This window comes from Eubacterium sp. 1001713B170207_170306_E7, from assembly GCF_015547515.1.
Taxonomy (GTDB): Bacteria; Bacillota; Clostridia; order Eubacteriales; family Eubacteriaceae; genus Eubacterium.
Window position 1 is genome coordinate 289,472 of the sequence record NZ_JADMVE010000004.1, and the last position, 19,314, is coordinate 308,785.

The 19,314-nt window shown below is 49.0% G+C and carries 17 protein-coding genes and 1 other RNA gene; all 18 read right to left on the bottom strand.

Features of this window, described 5'->3' with window-relative positions; all coding sequences use genetic code 11:
• Positions 1 to 366: 366 nt before the first annotated feature.
• The 18 genes from I2B62_RS12000 to I2B62_RS12085 all read right to left on the bottom strand — a co-directional run bounded on the left by I2B62_RS12000 (position 367) and on the right by I2B62_RS12085 (position 19,297).
• Entirely contained in the window at positions 367 to 534 is a 168-nt protein-coding gene (locus tag I2B62_RS12000; protein WP_158501375.1) for a hypothetical protein, read from the bottom strand.
• 228 nt (positions 535 to 762) lie between these two features.
• Positions 763 to 2,112, bottom strand: a complete 1,350-nt coding sequence (gene scfB, locus I2B62_RS12005; RefSeq protein WP_195269313.1) for a thioether cross-link-forming SCIFF peptide maturase — start codon at positions 2,110 to 2,112, stop codon at positions 763 to 765.
• An 89-nt stretch (positions 2,113 to 2,201) separates the two neighbouring features.
• Positions 2,202 to 2,342, bottom strand: a complete 141-nt coding sequence (scfA, locus tag I2B62_RS12010; protein WP_013381915.1) for a six-cysteine ranthipeptide SCIFF — start codon at positions 2,340 to 2,342, stop codon at positions 2,202 to 2,204.
• Between the two features lie 26 nt (positions 2,343 to 2,368).
• Entirely contained in the window at positions 2,369 to 2,815 is a 447-nt protein-coding gene (gene yajC, locus I2B62_RS12015; RefSeq protein ID WP_195269314.1) for a preprotein translocase subunit YajC, read from the bottom strand.
• Positions 2,816 to 2,827: 12 nt separating this feature from the next.
• Positions 2,828 to 3,943: a tRNA guanosine(34) transglycosylase Tgt gene (gene tgt / locus I2B62_RS12020; RefSeq protein ID WP_195269315.1), complete on the bottom strand. Its 1,116-nt coding sequence runs from the start codon at positions 3,941 to 3,943 to the stop codon at positions 2,828 to 2,830.
• Between the two features lie 91 nt (positions 3,944 to 4,034).
• Complete coding sequence (locus tag I2B62_RS12025) at positions 4,035 to 5,930, bottom strand: extracellular solute-binding protein (RefSeq protein WP_195269316.1); 1,896 nt, start codon at positions 5,928 to 5,930, stop codon at positions 4,035 to 4,037.
• Between the two features lie 12 nt (positions 5,931 to 5,942).
• Complete coding sequence (locus I2B62_RS12030; protein WP_347707818.1) at positions 5,943 to 8,456, bottom strand: response regulator; 2,514 nt, start codon at positions 8,454 to 8,456, stop codon at positions 5,943 to 5,945.
• Positions 8,457 to 8,747: 291 nt separating this feature from the next.
• A complete protein-coding gene (queA, locus tag I2B62_RS12035) occupies positions 8,748 to 9,782 on the bottom strand; it encodes a tRNA preQ1(34) S-adenosylmethionine ribosyltransferase-isomerase QueA (protein ID WP_207735999.1) in 1,035 nt (344 codons plus the stop codon).
• Positions 9,783 to 9,792: 10 nt separating this feature from the next.
• A complete protein-coding gene (ruvB, locus tag I2B62_RS12040) occupies positions 9,793 to 10,821 on the bottom strand; it encodes a Holliday junction branch migration DNA helicase RuvB (RefSeq protein ID WP_195269317.1) in 1,029 nt (342 codons plus the stop codon).
• A gap of 10 nt (positions 10,822 to 10,831) precedes the next feature.
• Complete coding sequence (ruvA, locus tag I2B62_RS12045) at positions 10,832 to 11,443, bottom strand: Holliday junction branch migration protein RuvA (protein WP_195269318.1); 612 nt, start codon at positions 11,441 to 11,443, stop codon at positions 10,832 to 10,834.
• Between the two features lie 102 nt (positions 11,444 to 11,545).
• Positions 11,546 to 11,724: non-coding RNA, 6S RNA (ssrS, locus tag I2B62_RS12050), on the bottom strand.
• Between the two features lie 122 nt (positions 11,725 to 11,846).
• Entirely contained in the window at positions 11,847 to 13,208 is a 1,362-nt protein-coding gene (radA, locus tag I2B62_RS12055) for a DNA repair protein RadA (RefSeq protein WP_195269319.1), read from the bottom strand.
• 10 nt (positions 13,209 to 13,218) lie between these two features.
• The gene (locus I2B62_RS12060; protein WP_243259501.1) at positions 13,219 to 13,707 is read right to left on the bottom strand and encodes a VanZ family protein; all 489 of its coding nucleotides are present in this window, start codon (positions 13,705 to 13,707) and stop codon (positions 13,219 to 13,221) included.
• Between the two features lie 65 nt (positions 13,708 to 13,772).
• Positions 13,773 to 14,822, bottom strand: a complete 1,050-nt coding sequence (locus I2B62_RS12065; RefSeq protein WP_195269320.1) for a PTS sugar transporter subunit IIC — start codon at positions 14,820 to 14,822, stop codon at positions 13,773 to 13,775.
• A gap of 219 nt (positions 14,823 to 15,041) precedes the next feature.
• Entirely contained in the window at positions 15,042 to 15,683 is a 642-nt protein-coding gene (locus tag I2B62_RS12070; RefSeq protein ID WP_195269321.1) for an acetolactate decarboxylase, read from the bottom strand.
• A 7-nt stretch (positions 15,684 to 15,690) separates the two neighbouring features.
• The gene (locus I2B62_RS12075; RefSeq protein WP_195269322.1) at positions 15,691 to 16,611 is read right to left on the bottom strand and encodes a CobW family GTP-binding protein; all 921 of its coding nucleotides are present in this window, start codon (positions 16,609 to 16,611) and stop codon (positions 15,691 to 15,693) included.
• 58 nt (positions 16,612 to 16,669) lie between these two features.
• Positions 16,670 to 18,019, bottom strand: a complete 1,350-nt coding sequence (locus I2B62_RS12080; RefSeq protein WP_195269323.1) for a uroporphyrinogen decarboxylase family protein — start codon at positions 18,017 to 18,019, stop codon at positions 16,670 to 16,672.
• A gap of 198 nt (positions 18,020 to 18,217) precedes the next feature.
• Complete coding sequence (locus I2B62_RS12085) at positions 18,218 to 19,297, bottom strand: GTP-binding protein (RefSeq protein WP_195269324.1); 1,080 nt, start codon at positions 19,295 to 19,297, stop codon at positions 18,218 to 18,220.
• Positions 19,298 to 19,314: the final 17 nt, after the last annotated feature.

A 19,314-nucleotide genomic window follows, 5' to 3' on the forward strand; every position in this document is an offset into this window, starting at 1 on the left:
TTACGCCAAAATGCACATACAAATTGTTACAATAATGTAACAGGGAGGCATAAAGCCTCCCTGTTGTCCCGCCTGACCTGGTTTTTTCCCCCACACTCGCCAGCTGGGAGTTTAGCTCAAGGTTTATATCACAACTCCTCCTCTCGGCTTAACGCCGGCTGGTCTTACATCTAGGCCGCACTATGATCAGCTCTCCGCTTTTAGAGAGCCTTACGTGGATCGCTTCGCCTGCGACTGGCATCGACTTTCAACCACAAACACGGGACCACTTCATTATAAAGAAACCTTTAAGGCCTGTCAAGCATACAAAAAATAAAGAAACAGGCACGCTTAAGCTGTACCTGCTCGGATAACCTATTTAATTTTTCATTTTAATTCTTCAACGTCATCAATGGACAGACCTGTGATTTTCGCTATCTCTGCAACCGGATAATCACGATCAATCATGGTGCTCGCAATTTTCAAGCGAACATCAGCTTCGCTATCATTTCCCATACCAGGCATGGTGTGGTCAACTACAGTTCGGTACAACATCTGATTATCTCCTTTCAGCTTTCGCTCGTATTTCGTCTGCTTTTCCACAGCGATTAGATTGGTAATTCCTATTTACGAAACACATTATATCCATCTCTGATTTTTTTTCAAGTGTTTAACGCTTTCAAAAATAGAACTCTTAAGTTTTCTCTGTTGATATTGTCTTGCTTTATAAAAAAACCTCCATCAAATGGGATGGAGGTTTTTTGTTACTCAACTATTTTATTGTCAGACATTTCCCTCAAGGATGTTGATCATAATGGCATTTTCGACCCGGCGGCGCTCGATTTCACAGGCGACATCGTAGGGTTCCATGACCGTGTGGTTGAAATTGTAAGCATTGGCGTGACAGCCCCCCCCGCAGAAATATTTACACCAGCAGTTCTGGCATTTTTCCTTTTGCAGAAGGTTCGCCTTTCCAAATTCTTCCTTAATTTCCGGATGCTGAATGCCCTCGTCCACAGTGCCCATCTTGAATTCCTCGCTGCCGACAAACTGATGGCAGGGGTAAATATCCCCTTCCGGCGTCACCGCCACATAGTCACGGCCGGCTCCGCAGCCAGATAATCGCTTGTAGACACACGGACCGTTGCTCAGGTCGATGTTAAAATGGAAAAAATTGTAGTCCAGGCCTTTCTCATGGCGGTTCAGGTAATCCAGGGCCAGCTTATCGTATTCTGCCAGAATCTGATCAACATCTTCCCTTAAAATAGCATAATCGTGCTCTTCCTCTGCGACGACAGGCTCTACAGAGATACTCTTAAAGCCCTGCTCGGCCAGAAAGTTTACATCCTCGCCAAAATCAAGATTGTGCTTGGTGTAGGTGCCGCGGACATAATAGTCCTTTTTGCCTTCGCGCATGGCCGCCATTTTTTTGATTTTATCAATGATGATATCAAAGGAGCCCTTATCGTTCACGGTGCGCCGCATATTGTCATTCACGCATTTTCGTCCATCAAGGCTCAAAACAACATTATCCATATTTTCGTCGATATAAGCCATGTTTTCGTCGTCTAAAAGCACACCGTTGGTCGTGACGGTAAACTTGAATTTTTTGTGGTGACTTTCTTCTTTGCTCCTGGCATAGTCCACCAGCTCTCTGACCACATCAAAATTCATGAGCGGCTCGCCGCCAAAAAAGTCAACCTCCAGGTTCTGGCGTCCCTTTGACTGCTCGACAATAAAATCAATGGCTTTCTTCCCAACCTCCAGAGGCATCAGAAGCTTTTCGCCGTTAAAATCGCCCTGGGACGCAAAGCAGTAGTTACACTTCAGATTGCAGTCATGGGCGACGTGGAGGCAAAGCGCCTTGATCAGATCATGGTTTTGATAGACATTGGGGTCATAGTCGCTTTCAGTAAAAAGCAGCTTCTGCTCCTCAAGCATTTCGAGTTCCAGGATAACCTCCAGAAGCTCCTCCTCCGGATATTTGTTTTTCAGTTTCTCAACAATCTGGTCCCGGCTCATTTCCTTATAATGGTCGAGAACCGCATCGGTCATCTCATCCACTGTCAGCACCGTACCGCTGTTGACATCCAAAACAATGTAGAGACCGTTCAGGTAAAACTTATGTATCATTATTATCTTCTTTCTTATCTTTCTTTTCTACAGATTTTATGCAAAGAAAAAGCAGTAAACACTGTTACTGCTTTTTCGCAAACTCATAATTATTTAGATTGTTTACACTGCTGGTTTCCTACGGTGCAGGAAGTTTTGCAGGCAGACTGGCAGGAAGTCTGGCATTCGCCGCAGCCTTTGTTTTTAACGTCAGCTAAAGTCCCTTTTTTAACGATTGTGATGTGTTTCATCTCATTCACGCTCCTTATGCAGTTTTTTATTTTTTGTCTTCGTCGACCTCTTCGCCGACCTCAACATTTTCATCTGTCACATCTTCAAATTCAGCGTCCTCTACGGGGCTGTCATTGTAATCCTGAGTATCCTGAGTTTCTTCTTCAATGGTTTCAGGTTCTGAAACAGCTTCGGTTGTTTCTTCCTCGGTATCGTCCTCTGTTTCTTCACGCTTGATTACCTTTGAAACAGCGCTTTTCACGATCATCGCCTTATGGAAGTCCGGGAGCATTTCGAGGACGATATTTTCATCATCGATCGCATAAATTATCCCGTAAAAACCGCCAATTGTCAAAATTTCATCCCCTGGCTTCATGTTATCACGCATTGACTGTATTTCTTTTTTCTGCTTATTCTGTGGACGCATAATAAAGAAATAGAAGAAAACTACGAGCAGAATCAGCGGGAGAAATGTCATTAAACCACCTTGCATTTTTAATTCTCCTTAATTTTCTATTCCGTATTTTTGAAAAAAACTATCCTTGAACGCCTGCAGGTTATCTTCCATTATAGCGTTCCGTACTTTTTCCATAAGCTTAAGTGTAAAGTATAAATTGTGATATGTCAATAACCTTGCACCCAAAATTTCATTACATTTTACCAAATGGCGTAAGTAAGCTCTTGTATAATTTCGACAAACGAAACAATCACATTCCGGGTCCAGCGGCGTAAAATCTTCCTTGTAGGTCGCGTTGCGCACCACCACTTTCCCCTGGCTGGTCATGGCGGTTCCGTTTCTGGCGATACGGGTCTGGAGCACACAGTCGAACATGTCAATGCCGCGGACCACACCCTCTAAAAGTGCGTCCACAGAGCCAACGCCCATGAGGTAACGGGGCTTGTCCGCAGGCAGAAGCGGAACCGTTGCGTCCAGAATCCGGTACATGGTATCCTTAGACTCTCCAACACTCAGACCGCCGATGGAATAGCCGGGAAAATCAATTTCTGTCAGGCCTTTTACACTCTCTGCCCGCAGGTCCTCATACATGCCGCCCTGCACAATGCCAAAAAGCGCCTGGTCGTCCGGACGCTTGTGCGCGTCCTTGCAGCGCTTCGCCCAGCGCGTTGTCATTTCCATGGATTTTTTAGTGTACTCATAATCCGCGTCTGCCGGAGCGCACTCGTCAAAACACATGATAATGTCCGCTCCGATGGTGTTTTGCATATCAATGGATTTTTCCGGAGACATAAAGTGCCGGGAGCCATCTAAATGTGAACAAAACTCCACACCCTCCTCCGTAATTTTTCTTAAATCATTTAAGGAAAAAACCTGGAAGCCGCCGCTGTCTGTGAGGATCGGCCGGTCCCAGTTCATAAATTTATGAAGCCCTCCGGCCTTCTCCATAATCTCCTGTCCCGGCCGCAGGTAAAGGTGATAGGTGTTGCCGAGAATGATATTGGCGTCCATTTCCTTCAAATCCTCGCTGGTCATGGACTTAACCGTCGCCTGTGTTCCAACCGGCATAAAAATCGGCGTGTTGATGACGCCGTGGTTTGTATGGATCTTACCAAGGCGGGCCCCGGTGTGCTTATCTTCTTTGATTAATTCGTATCTGAACATTTCGTTTTTCTCCTAAATAAAATCTAGCGTCTTCAAAAAATGAGCAGCACAGGGGATGCTTCCCATACACGGGCCTTAATGGGCCGTCTGCTCACTGAAAACGGACACGCCCCGTATCTGGCGTCACGGTCTGTTCCTTTGAAATATAGTCGGAAAATGCATCTGTCATTGAGCGCTCAGACACCTCTGAATCAGACAGGTACGCCTCCGGTAAAGCGCCCTCCAAAAAGGCAACCGTATAGACAGTCTCCGGGTCCAGCGCTTTTCCATCGCCCATCTTGACTTCGGTCGCACGAGCTCCGGCTTCGCCATCCAGATCATAGCGGAGAGTAAGGCCGGAAACGGCATAAGGATGGAAGCCACTGGTATGGCCCGCTGCCTGCTCCTCCGTCGAGGCTGCGCCGTAATCCAAAAGCTCTAGAAGCTGCGCGCCGGTTAAGGCTGTACGGCCGCATAATGGCGATTTACCCATCTGGGGTTGTGCGATCCGGGTCACATCATCTGCCGTGACCGCTCCCTCATAGAGCTTTGAGCGGGTCCCGGCCACCGGATCATAACAATTTGGTTCAGACATGCCAATCAGCGCAATCTCCGCACCCGTGGCACTCCGCAGTGCATCTGCTTTCAGCTGCCCTGTCTGCAGAACCGTAAAGCTGGCCGAGGCCTGACCGATGGCCTGTTCCTCGGGGACGCCCTCCTCCAGAAGTGTCTGGCATTTTTCCAGAACAGCATCGCTGGTGGTTTCACCACGGATAAAAGCCGCAATCTCTGTTTCCAGGACCGTCGTAAACATGTCATAGGTAGGCCGCATGACATAATGCCCGCTTTCTACCTGCGTTCTGATTCCATCATATGCGGGATCATCCGGCAGCGTGGCGCCGCGTGTTGTCGCAACCATGCCCAGTTCGTCCGCCATGAGCGCCTGCTGCCCCTCGTCCGAGGCCACAAACTCCAGAATTTGCATCGCCGCCTCCAGCTTTTTCTCATTTCCAGGCTGCCGGAGCTCTTGATTAGCGCCAAAATAGTAGCCCGCGTTCAGAAGCCAGCCGTGTCCGTCTGTCATGCTGAAATGCGGCATAAAGCGGTACTCGTCTGTCCCGCCCTCGTTAAGCTGGTTTAATGTCGTGACAGCTCCCGGTGTGATGGCTGCCTGCCGACTGGACATTCGCGCCATCCGGATCTTGTTGGTAACCTCCATATCCTCTGTACGCACTATCCCGGCATCGATCAAACGCTGTAAATTCTGAAAAGAAACCTTCATCGGATCCAGAGAAACGGCTTGGCCCGCGGTCAGCTGATTGTGCCAGGTCTGCCCTTCTACTGTGGTAAGCGTGTCCAGAGCTGAGAGGGCACAGTAATTATAAATCTGATAACTCTGGATACTGGTGTCATTGAGAACATACTGGTATCCGCGTATCCCGGTCTGGTCGATGGTTTGACTGAGCTCGAGAAGCTCCTCGTAGTTTTTGGGGACACTCCAGCCCTTTTCGTCAAAAAGCGTTTTATTATAGATATTGCAGTTTAAATTAAGCGGACCGGGAAGCAGATAAATATGCCCCTCGCTGTCCATTTGCAGCGCATTGGAATTATAATTTGCCGGAAAGGGCTGGGTGGACAGATCCATCAGCTGCCCGGTCAGGTCCGCCTTGGGGATCAGTCCGGCGATTATCATGACCAGGTCACCCAAGTCCTGGTTGTCGACCCGGGCAATATGCTCATTAATGCGAAACTCGCCCATATAGCTGTCCTGTACAAGCCGGATATTGGGAAATTTGGCTTCTACGGCGGCAGCAAAATGATCCAGGCCTGCACTGGCGGTTATGGTGATAACCTCCTGATCCGCCCTGCCCTCCAAATCGACGCCTAAAAAATTTTCATCCTCCGCAGTGGCCGCTGTTCGTCCATCGCACCCGCTCAGAATCGTGATAAAAAGCAGCATTAAAACCGCTATGAGTCCTCGTGTGACTCGGTATTTTAGGATTTTCATTTCAAACCTCATTTATCGCAGATATTTTTGGATTTCCTTTAACATTGCCGGGACATTCAGAGGCTTCGCCAGATGACTGTTCATTCCGGCTTTCTTCACTGCCTCGATATCCTCGGCAAAAGCGTCGGCAGTTACCGCGAAAATAGGAATCTCCCTGGCGTCCTTCCGGTCAAGCTGTCGAATGGCTCTTGTGGCCTCGTAACCGTCCATCACTGGCATTTGAATATCCATAAGAATCAGGTCGTAATGGCCGGGCTCAGAGCGCATAAAGGCTTCCACGGCTTTCTGTCCGTTCTGTGCCGTTTCCACACAGGCTCCCAGATCCTCCAGTACCGTAGCGGCGATCTCGCTGTTGATTTCATTGTCTTCTGCCAGCAGAATCCGCCGCCCAGACAGGCTGAAGGGCTCAGCGGCGGACGCGGATGTCTCCTCGTCCACCTGCAAGACATATTTTTGTATGCAGTGGTACAGTGTTGATTTAAAGAATGGTTTTTGAATAAAACCAGTCACGCCAGCCTCGCCAGCTTTAGCTTCTATGCTGAACCAATCGTACGCACTGACAATTAAAATGGGAATATCTTCGCAGATCTGGTCCCGGATCGCCCGGGCAGCTCCGACGCCGTCAAGCCCCGGCATCTTCCAGTCCAGGAAGATTGCCCGGTAATCCTCTCCAGCGGCATGGGCCGCGGCGGCCATCTGTACGGCGGTTTCTCCGTCAGGCGCCGTATCTACACTCACGCCCAGCTCCCGCAAAAACTGCGCCGCAGACCTGCAGGTATCCTGATCATCGTCCGCCAGCAGTACCTTCATGGGAGGCAGGCTGAGCACCTCGGGGTCCTCTGCTACCTGAAGATCCAAATCGACGGTGAATACGCTTCCCTGATTCGGTTCACTTTCCACATTGATGGTTCCTCCCATCATGGTGACGATCATTTTGGTGATTGCCATCCCCAGTCCGCTGCCCTGAATCTTATCCACCCGGCTGTCCCGTTCACGGGAGAAGGAGTCGAACAGGTGCGTTAAAAATTCCGGTGACATTCCTATCCCGTTATCGGAAACCTGGAATACAAAATGGGCGTATCCCTCCTGTTCCGATGGGGCTTCTGTCACTTCCAGACAAATCCTGCCGCCCTCCGGCGTAAACTTAAGGGCGTTGCCCAGCAGGTTAATGAGCACCTGATTGAGGCGCAGTCCATCAAAATTCAGAATTTCGTGCTTCAGGTTATGCACTCGGATGTTAAAATCCTGATTCTTTTGCAGTACTGTCGGCTGCGTGATACTGACCACATTTTCCATGACCTCAACCAGTGAACCGGTGCTGTTGCTCAGCGTCATTTTTCCGCTTTCAATTTTGGACATATCCAGGATATCGTTAATCAGATTCACCAGAAGACGACCGGACAGAGTGATCTTTCTCAGGCAGTCGGCAACGGTTTCCGACTCGTTGATATGATCGGTAGCAATTTTTGCCATGCCAGTAATGGCGTTCATAGGCGTTCGGATATCATGGGACATGTTGGAGAGAAACTGGCTTTTTGCCAGGTTCGCACTTTCCGCAGCAATGCGGGCCTGTTCCTCGGCTCGAAGAATTTTTCTGGTGGTAACCGTCTGAAACAGAATAAAAACCGCCACAACAAGCCCTCCGACCAGGGCCAAACAGAAGAAGGTGAGGACAGAGGTCAGCTTGATACGGCCGCTGACCACATCCACGGGCACCAGCATAACGAGCTGCCAGTCGTCTACGCCGACCGGCGTGTGGTTCAGGTAATAGTCCCTGCCATCCAGGCTCATGGTCATGAGCGGCCGGTTTTCCATGCCGATGGATTCACGCAGTTCTTTGGCTGAACCCATCTGAAAACTGGCGTCTTCTCCGAGACTGTTAAACAAATTATACCCCGAGATAAGCCCTTCCTGCTCGGAGCGGAACAGGACAACCCCATCCTCATGGACGATATACAGCGAAGCGCTGTTGTTGAAGGCTTCAATTTCCAGAATATCAAAAATATTCTCACTGTTATATGTAACTCCGATGGCACAAAACGTTTTATCCTCGTAGCGAAGCTCCTGAATAGGCGCCAGGAAGATGAGCTTGTGCGTATCTTCAAAAATCACATTATCTAAAATGACCGGCTCCTGCTCTGTCAGGAGATTTTCTGTCACGTTCTCCTGTGATAAAAGAGAAAAATGGTTTTCAACATCGTAATACATTGCATTTTCATCTACAAGGCATAAGCTGTCGAAGCCCCAATCCTCCCGCTGCTCCTGAATCCTGCTGTTAAATTCTCCTATATCCTTGGAAGACGATTCCAGATAGCTGCTGTACAGCATATCCAGCAGCCGCCACTGATTCTGAGTCTGTTTATTAAGAGAAGCCGCCATCTGCTGGGATACTTCATTCAGATGCTCAGAACTCTCTGTGTACATCGCCTGACGAATCATGATAAAATAGGAAATTAATATTACAATGATAATGATAAAAATTGGGATTACTATCAGACGGAATTTCATTCCCACCTTTTGTTTCACTGCCGCTACCCCCGTTCCTGTTATCCAGAAACAAATCACAGCTTTTGCCTGAGCCGTGAAAAATCAGTTTAACGCCGCCTTTTGGCGCCGCCTCATATCCTGATAAAACCTCTGCTCACCCAATAAACATTGCAACTGGAAAAACGCGCAGTGCAGAGGCATTTCCCTCTGCGCTGCCTTTCTGTATATTCATAATAGAAGACTTCCTTCGGAAAGTCAACAAAACCCGTTAAAATATTTTATGCCTTTTCAATCTCTAAAGAAGCATTAATTACAACTTTTTGCATTTTTTCACTCAATAAACATGGCGTCACCAAAGCTGAAAAAGCGGTAACGCGCGTCAATCGCGTGCTGATAAGCCTTCAAAACAGCCTCACGGTTGTAAAAAGAGGACACCAGCATCAGAAGTGTAGACTCCGGCAGGTGAAAATTCGTGATCAGCGCGTCAACCACCTGCCATTTGTAGCCGGGATAGATAAAAATATCCGTCGATCCCTCACAGGCCTGGACTTTTCCACCAAAACGGGCGGCGGCGCTCTCCAGTGTCCGGACCGATGTCGTGCCGACGGCGATCACCCTTCCACCCTTTTTCCGGGTCTGCTCAATCATCGCCGCTGTTTCCGCGGGCACCTGATAGGTTTCCTCATGCATATGATGATCCAGTATATTGTCGCATTTTACAGGGCGGAAGGTTCCGATTCCGACATGCAGCGTGACCTCTGCGGTCTTCACGCCTTTTTGGTGGAGCGCGTCAAGCAGCTCCTCCGTAAAATGCAGGCCGGCGGTCGGGGCTGCGGCTGAGCCTGTACGCTTGGCGTAAACTGTCTGGTAGCGGTCCTGATCCTCCAAAACCTCATGGATATAGGGCGGCAGCGGCATGGTTCCCAGCTCTCCGATAATCTCCTCGAAAATACCGTCATACTCAAACTCAATGGTTCTGAGCCCGCCCTCAATTTTATCCTTAATCTGACCCCTGAGCTTATCCCCAAAGACCAGCCGCGTGCCAGGCATTGCCTTCTTTCCCGGCTTTACCATGGTTTCCCATGTCTTATCATCCAGGCGTTTGAGCAGCAGCAGCTCAACCTTGCCCCCGGTTTCCTCTTTTTTGCCAAAAATCCGGGCAGGCAGCACCTTTGTATTATTCATAACCAACAGATCATCCTCGGTCAGATAATCAATGATATCATGGAAATGGCGGTCCTCAATGGTTCCCTCCGAGCGGTTAAGCACCATCAGCCTCGATGCGTCCCTTTTCGCTTCCGGCGTCTGGGCAATAAGCGCCTCAGGCAGGTCGTAATAAAAATCCTTTGTCGTTAATGTATCCAAATTTATTCCTCTATTCTAAATCCAATTTTACCTGTTCCTGCATCACTGCCGGCTCAAGGCCCAGATGTCTGTAGCCGCCTGACGTGATCACGCGGCCTCTCGGCGTCCTTGCCAGATAGCCGAGCTGTATCAGATAAGGCTCGTAAACTTCCTCGATGGTGTTGCGCTCCTCGCCGATGGCGGCCGCCAGTGTGTCGATGCCCACCGGACCGCCGTCGAATTTCTCAACGATGGTGGTCAACATGATCCGGTCAATCTCATCCAGGCCCTTGGCGTCCACTTCAAAGAGCTCCAGCGCTGTTCTGGCGGTTTCCAGGTCAATGATGCCCTTTCCCTCGATCTCGGCAAAGTCCCGCACCCTTTTTAACAGGCGGTTGGCAATACGCGGCGTTCCCCGCGAGCGCACGGACAGCTCCTGTGCGCCCTTTTCGTCCAGATTAATGGCCAGTATCTCAGCCGACCGGCTGATAATGGTCGCCAGCTCATCCTGATTGTAGAGCTCAAGCCGCTGAACCACACCAAAACGGTCCCGCAGCGGAGCGGTCAGTAATCCGGCACGTGTTGTAGCGCCAACCAGTGTGAACTTCGGCAGGTCCAGACGAATGGATTTCGCGCTCGGCCCTTTTCCGATAATGATGTCCAGCACAAAGTCCTCCATGGCCGGATAGAGCACCTCCTCCACACTTCGCTGCAGCCTGTGAATTTCGTCAATAAACAGGACATCCCCTTCCTTAAGGCTGGTGAGGATGGCGGCCAGGTCTCCGGGCTTCTCAATGGCCGGCCCCGAAGTCGTCTTTATATTGGTTCCCATTTCCTGGGCAATAATGTTGGCCAGAGTGGTCTTCCCAAGCCCTGGCGGTCCATAGAGGAGAACATGGTCCAGGGGCTCGTTCCGTTTCTGGGCTGCCTGGATAAAGATCCCCATCTGCCGCTTAACACGGTCCTGTCCAATATAATCCTCCAGGCGCTGGGGCCTCAGGGTCCTCTCAATATCAATATCGGTTTCGGTAAAACCGCTTGTCACTATACGATCCTTCATTCTTAGTCACCTACCGTCCAAGAGGATTCGCCGACATCAGCGCATTTTTGAGAATCTCTTCAATGCCCATTCCCGGCTGAATAATTTTTTCAACAAGTTCCGAAGCCTCGCTGTAGCCATAGCCCAGCCCCAGCAGCCCGTTAACCGCTTCATTAAAGAGATTGTCCGCTTCTCTGAGGTTTTCGATGGCGCCCGGTTCTGCCGAATCCGCAGAAGCAAAATTCTTATATTTGTCCTTCAGCTCCAGAATGATTCGATTGGCTGTCTTCTGGCCGATTCCCGGCGCCCGCGAGATGGCCTTGGCGTCCTCGTTCACAATATAGCGGATCAGCTCGTCCCTGGTAAACTGTGACAGCAGCCCCATCGCCGCTTTTGGCCCGATGCCGGAAATGGTAATGATGGTCCTGAAAATCTCACGCTCCTCCTTTGAGGAAAAGCCGTAGAGGGTCACATCGTCCTCTTTAAAAGCCGGATGGATATAGACTTTTACTTCCTTGTGTAATTTGGGAAGCTCAGACATCGTGTTTGCGGAAACATTAATCCGGTACCCCATTCCCTGATGGTCCACAACGATGTAGTCTGACGCCTGCTCTTCATAATTGCCTTTTATATATTCAAACACGTCAAGCCTCCTGTTTTTTCGTATTGGTTTATTGTATCAATTCAGTCCTCTTAATTCAAGAACCTTTATTCGGTCAGCACATAAAAAAAGCACCCGAAGGTGCTAAATCCCGAATATGCCGTCCACCATTTTTGACGCCTAGCGGATGCTAGGTGGGTGCCCTGTCTCTAAGGGTCTGTTTTCCACTCAAAGGAGGCTTAACATTGCATAGAGAACATCCGGACTCCCTGAAAATAAGTGTAGGTTCAAAAATGAGGTTGTAACGAACATCTCAGGATTAATTTCATTATAGCTGTAATGATTAGAATTGAAAAGGATAAATTTTTGTAAAGAGATTGCTAAAAAAGACTACAAAAACTGTTTGACAGTATCTTAATTTCAGCATTTCCGTTTTACAGCATTCCTATTTCAATATATTTAAGGCCTTGGATATATTATCGACCGGCAGCAGCTCAAGGCCTGGATTCTCAAGCCCACGGGCATTTCCTTTTGGCATAATGCACCGCTTAAAGCCAAGCTTTGCACCTTCCTTAAGACGCTTTTCAATGTGCTGGATATTTCGAACCTCGCCTGTCAGGCCGACCTCGCCGATGATCATCATATCCTCTGGAATTTCAAAATTCCTGAAGCTTGAGTACAGCACAGACACGACTGCCAGGTCAAGAGCCGGTTCATCTATTTTCATACCCCCAACCACATTGATATAAGCATCGAGATTCTGAAGCTGTAATCCCAGACGCTTTTCCATAATGGCTAAAAGCAGCACCATGCGGTTATAGTCCATTCCGGTAGCCATACGTCTTGGGTTGCCGAAGCTTGTCTGGGACACAAGCCCCTGAAGCTCGATCAGCAGCGGGCGGGTTCCCTCCATGCAGGGCACGACCACAGAGCCGCAGGTGTTTTTAGGGCGGCTCGAGAGCATCATTTCCGAGGGGTTTGCCACCTCGTGCAGGCCGTCCTGAGCCATCTCAAAAATGCCGATCTCATTGGTAGAGCCGAAACGGTTTTTAACCCCTCTGAGTATGCGGTAGGTGTGATATTTCTCGCCCTCAAAATACAGAACTGTATCTACCATGTGTTCTAACACGCGGGGCCCCGCAATGTTGCCTTCCTTGGTCACATGCCCCACCAGGATCATCGAGATATTATCCTTTTTGGCGATCTGCATGAGTGCGTTGGCGTTCTCCCGGATCTGGCTGACACTTCCGGGGGCAGAGGTAATCGTAGGGCTGTACATTGTCTGGATCGAGTCAATAATGACCAGATCCGGCTTTTCGTTGAGAATGGTATCCACAATATAAGGAACATTGATCTCGGAGAGAAAAAAGATATTCCGGGATTTCACCTTCATCCGGACCGCCCGCATTTTAAGCTGCTGCTCAGACTCTTCACCTGAGATGTACAGGATTTTAAGCCCCTGGCTTCCGAGATTTTCCGTTGTCTGCAGCAGGATGGTCGACTTCCCGATCCCGGGGTCCCCGCCCAGCAGGATGACGCCTCCCGGCACAATACCGCCGCCGAGGACGCGGTCCAGCTCCTTATTTTTTGTTTTAAAGCGATCCTCTTTCTGAGGGATAATTTCTTCAATCCGCTTGGGTTTGGTGTATACTGCCCGCTCAAGGGTATTCTTCTTCCCCTGCTCGGTGGGCATATCCAGCTCCTCCACAAAGGAATTCCACTCGCCGCATTCGGTGCAGCGCCCCATCCATTTAGGGGTGGTGTAGCCACAGTTCTGGCACACAAATTTCTTTTTTATTTTTGCCATAGGCCCTCCGTCATTCAATCCATTTATAGATCAGGTAACCGATCATACCGCCGATAAAGTTAAGGATCAGATCATCCACATCCGCACTGCGGCTTGACAGAAAGGCAAATTGCAGCAGTTCGATCAACGCGGTGGTTCCGACCGTCACAATCAGTATATGGGGAAAGCTCACCCGTTTTTTTCTGCAAAGCGGGTACAACAACCCCAACGGGATAAAAAGCGCAATGTTTCCTGCCAGATTCCGGAAGGAGTAGGTAAAGGTGTTGTACAGAATACTCACCGCATCGCTCGGCCTGGTGGCTAAAAATTCCCAGTTTATTATCCCGCCGTGCACAATATCATAGACATAATTATCAATATTGGTAAGCGGCAGCAGATTGTAGCTGGACTCATAGGCAATGTTGGATGTGGGCAGCAGCGTGACCATTGCCAGAAAACCTATATAAAACACAAATACAACCCGCAGTAAAAAGCGCCTTCGCGCATCTTTTGTCATCATGCTGCTCCATTCTTAAGCGTTAACGGAACTCATTATAACGCTAAAACCTTAATGATGCCAGTGGTTTATAAATCTAATTTCATATCCCCGGCTTTTATCCATCCGGCTCTGGCACAGAGCTTATAGAAAACCATGGTCACAGCTGCCGGCAAAATGATTTGAAGCAGGGCAATGCCAAGCACAATCTGGACCATTGGCTGTCCGGCCTCTGTCATGGCCATGACTGTGCCGATCTGCCCCACAAGGCCGCAGGTGCCCATTCCGGCAGCGACTGGCGTGTTCTGCATCTGGAAAACCGTGGTGGCCAGAGGTCCCAGCACTGCCGAAGCCGCCGTGGGCGGTATCCATATACGCCAGTTTTTAATGATATTGGGCACCTGAATCATTGAAGTACCAAGCCCCTGGGCCGCCAGGCCGCCGATCCCGTTTTCCTTATAGCTCTGGACCGCAAAGCCAACCATCTGACAACAGCAGCCCACTGTGGCCGCCCCGGCGGCTATGCCGGAGAGGTTCAGCATGATGCACAGGGCCGCGCTGGAAATCGGCAGGGTGAGCACTGCCCCCACGATCACCGAGATGACAATCCCCATGATAACGGGCTGCTGCTCGGTGGCCCACATGATCACATTTCCCAGAGCCGTCATAAAAGCGCCGATCGGCGGGCCAACCACCACGGCGACAATTGAGCCGACGAGCATGGTCACAAAGGGCGTTACTAAAATATCCACCTTTGTCTCTCCTGAAACCGCCTTGCCAAACTCAGCACCGATGACCGCGGCGATCAGAGCGCCGGCCGGCCCGCCCTGGGCATTGCCCAGAAAACCGGCCACGGTGATGGAAAACAGAACAAGCGGCGGCGCATTGAGCCCGAAGGCGACCGCCACCGCAATGGCGGGCCCTGTCATAGCCTGGGCTGCCGGCCACAAGGTCTCGCTTAAAAAGGGAATGTGAAATAATATTCCCACCTGATTCAGGATACTGCCCATGAGCAGCGTTCCGAACAGGCCAAAGGCCATGTATTTCAGCGCGTCGATCAGATAGCGCTGGGCAGAAAACTCAATATCCTTTTTCCTGAGAAAATCCCGCACATTTTCATACTTCGGTTCTTTTTTCATTTTTCCTCCAACCTGTAATTCGATTTTATCTGTTTCACACAGGCAAAACAAAAGGACACAATCTGTATTCTGTCTGCTGTGTCAAAAAATAAAAATACCGAGTAAGACCCGATATTTTTATTTTTAAGCAATAAACTAAAATACATTATTGTATCCTTATAATTTAAAACTTTTTATATTTTATTATTATAGCATGTTTTCAAAAAAATTTCAAGCGACTCAGCGATGATCAATCTCTTTAATCTGACTACAGATTTTAAAGCTGCCGGCCAGCCTGTGGCCGCTCACCTGATTTACATGGCCTCCCCATTTTTGATCCTTTGATAAAAAATGAAAATGCCAGCCCACAAAGTTTTTTCCATCGGCCCACTCAGGACAGCGGACGCCCACCAGCGTGCCATCAACCGCCTTAAGCGTCACACATTTCTGACGTCCCACAATCACGTCCAGCGCCTCGTAGGGTTTTTGGACTGGCCAGACACTGTGGATCTCGATTGTTTTAAAGCGGCCGTCCAAACGTCCGATAAAGCAGCGCTCATGAATCTGGGCTTTCAGCTGCTCATCCAGCAGACGGCAGAGATCATCCATGTCTGTGAATCCGCCCAGATCAAAGTGCGTATCCGGTATAAAATCCGAGACCGTGGCAAAGGGCGTCCGCTCATTTTCACCGGCTCTCCGGGCGCGGCAGTCGCCGTCTGCCTGGTAGGGCACCCCGTCCAGAACAATCATTTCTCCATCCAGTGCATGATAGGTTCCAAATCCGATATCGCCGTGCTCGAGGAGCATCCTGACCGTTCCGCAGCCGTCAAAGCCGCGGTTTTTAAAGGCCTCAAAGGTTGAAAACTGATAAATGGTACTCATATTATTCCTACCTGAATTCCATGGGAACATCGCCTAAAAACTTTTTCCAGGCGGCCAGCACTTCGCTGATAATCTTAATGCCGATCGAGGAGATGATGACTATTTCTGTCTGCTCGAGGCTAGTTTTCCAGGGATTCATCACCGCGAACTCATTGACACAGCTGACCTCAAAATCACCGGCGTTGGTTTTTACAAAGCCTTTAATCCGGTAGGCGTGTTTTTTGATGTCGTGCAGGAAAGCGCCGAATTTCTGATAATCCAAAGGCGCATCGACACGCAGAACGCTTGTCTTTGGACGGGATTCCCAGGTGTTGGTGGTCTCAACCGGAGCTGGCTGTTCTCCGTTCATTTCGGCGAGAACTGCTTCCATGGAAACCTCGCAGAAGGCGGCCCTGTATATCTTGGTACGGCCGTTTACTTCCCTGATCTTTTCCTCAATCTGGTTCAGCCTGTCCTCGCTCTGTAAATCTGTTTTATTGATAATGACCGCATTGCTGTAAACCAGCTGCTTATGCAGCGCCGGAATCAAATCGTATTGCTCCAGAAAATACAAGCCGTCCACAATGCAGATCGCGCCAAGGTAATCATAGGCTTTTCCGCTGATTGAGGTCACTGTCTCCAAAATGGTTCCCATATTTGAGGGATCGGCTACACCGGAGGACTCCACAAAAACATACTCTAAATCGTAATCCAGAAAGCCTACCAGTCCTTTAATATAATTTTCCTTTAAACAGGCACAGAAAACAGAACCGCCTGTCAACTCAAGCAAATCAAAATCATCGCCTTTAATGAGCTCTCCGTCAATGCTTTTTTCTCCGAACTCATTCATTAAAACCCCAATTTTGACATCCTTAAAGCTTTTTAGCAAATTTGTTAAAAAGGTCGTTTTACCAGATCCTAAAAAACCGGTTAAAAGTACTAGCTTCATTTTTCCCTCCACTGAAAACAGGGTGGGTAACCTGAGGCACCCACCCTGGTGTTGTTTTTTATAAGTATTTTTTCACTTCATCTACAATTTCCTGACGGCTTGGGATGATGGAAGACCATACCAGCTGTCCGTTGATGTAAATGGATGGGAGATGCTGTACGCCCATCTTCTGCGTACGCGCAATATCCTCTTTAATACAGTATTTATAAACGGCAATATCAATGTCGTCGCCGAATTCTTCCTTGGCCAGCATAGCGGCTTTTTCCATATAAGTACAGGCAGCGCACTGAACCGGGTCAAGGGTAAAGACTTCGATGAAAGGCTTATCCAGATTTTCATAATCCGGCAGATCTACATCGCCAAGGGTATCGACCGCTTCGTAATTCTTGACCATTTCGCGGACTTCCTCGGTGTGTTTAACCGCCTGAACACACGCGATGGTGTTTTCCATGGGCACGCTGTAAGGCATGTCGCAGCCCGGGCTTACGATGAGGTTGTGATGATCAATGTTGTCCAACATATCGACAACGTATTTCATATTATCCTGCTGTGTCCCGAAAAGCATGGTTGTTGTAAGCGGAATGTTCCCGCCGATCGCGATGTTGTACTGGTCGGTAATCTTCTTGGCTTCATTGATATTGACATTTTCGTCAATGGAAACGCCGTCCGGCTCGGTCCGGCACATTACATCCATCTGAATGGTCGCATCGCCGCAGACAAAGAAACAGCCAAGAGCGCCCTTGCTGCGAATATAGTCAAAGGCCACCTTGAATTGATCCATAAACAGCTCTTCAATGGATTTCGGTGAAATCTGGCTGATGATCGGGTCGACCAGAGCGATAACATCCATTCCTGCTTCCACGTAATAGTCGGTCATGGCGTTGCAGACTTCGGTACAGAAAGCGACCAGCTCTTTGACGTAATCGGGATACATAATAATATCCATGAAGAATTCACTTCCGCGGATATGTGAAGCCAGGGTGACCGGGCCGCAGATCAGGCCATATAAAGCCGTGTCGTCGCCTACAGCTTCTTTCACCCGGCGCATAACATCCAGCACCATTGGGATACGGCCATCGGTTTTCTTAGGAATCTTGCATTTGCACGGTACCTTGAGTTCGCCGGCAAAGGGGTGGCTCATAACAGAAGGCGGATTATCCTCTGCCCACAGCAGCTCGCAGCCCAAAATTTCAGCTTCGATCTGTAAGTCAAAAATGATCGGCATCCCGTCCGGTGTATATAATTTATGAACCTCCATCAATGATTCATATAATTTATCGCCGTCTGTCAAAACTTCTCTGGCTGTATAGCCTTTTAAGGAACCTGCGTGCACGCCGCTGAACGGAACAAACGGCACACCGTCTGTCTGTTCGTGTCTCAATGTTTTTAATAAAAGTTCTTTACCCATTTTTTCCTCCAAAATTGTTTTGTTCATCATGCTTCATTTGTTTTATCTTGTGTTAAGTATATAATTTTAAAGGAAAATATGATTGTAGGTGACTTTGTTTTTTTGGGAAATTCTCCACGAAAAAGAGGCCGAAGCCGCATATGTATACGAAATCAGCCTGTTTTTTTGGTAGATTTTCCCTGTTTTTTGGTAAAGGCTTTACATCCGGTAGGTCGGGTCCGGGAACCCTGGCCGGAAAGCCTCGATGACCAGATTTTCAGCGTTGAAGCCAAGACTTTCGGCCAGCGCTCCAACCTTTTCACTGGTGTGTTTTTCAAGCAGCTTTGGGTCGACCGCCGCTCTCAGGTTAATGGTCAGCTGCCCCTTTGTCATTTCCTGTCCGAGGGACTGGTCCAGCTCTACCGGCTGGCGGACACCGACACAGCTCAGCTTTGAGGCGCCCTTATCCGTATCCAGATAAAGCTTCAGATGGCCGATCTCGCCGCCTTCTTTTATCACGGCTTCCTTCAGTGCCTCGCCCAGCGCGCTCATGAGCTCGTCGCCGTTCACAGCGTTTCTGGCATTGATTTCAGCCTTGGCGTTCAGCCAGCCCATTTCGGCTTCTGCGTTGCCGTAGGTTTCATAGACCACATCCATTTTCTTTGCGTTGGCAGCCGCAATATCCGCAGAAAGAACCGCCAGAAGCCAGGTTTCCACTCCTTTTCCCTCTCTTGCGGAAATTTCCATCACGCGGCTTTCAGGGTATTTTTCATTTAAATAGCCCACCAGCTTTTCTTTTTCGTCAGCGTCGAGGGTATCGACCTTGTTTAAAATGATAAAGTCTGCTTCCTCCATCTGCTTGTCCATGATGTAATAAACGCCTTCCGAAAAGGCTTCGGTATTATTATCCATAAAATCCTTCAGGCGTCCAGGCTCTACCAGAACAGAAAGCGGCAGCACCTCCAGCGCGCCGGCTTTTCCCTCTTTGGAAGGCTTCATAATCGTCGAAACCAAATCCGTACAACTGCCAACCGGCTCTGCCAGAATATAATCTTCCTGACGCATTTCGTCCACGCGTTCTGCGAAGCCTGGATAATTACAGCAGAAGCAGCTTCCTGTCAGCTCTGTAACTTCAAGATCATGATTTTCAACATATTGGGTATCTACCAGATAATCGGTCTGGTCATTGGTAATGAGCCCCACGGTATTTCCTATTTTTTTAAGTGTTTTTGCCACTTCAATCATTGCCGTTGTTTTTCCGGCGCCTAAAAATCCGCCGATCACCATAAGCTTTGCCATATCAATCACTTACTCCT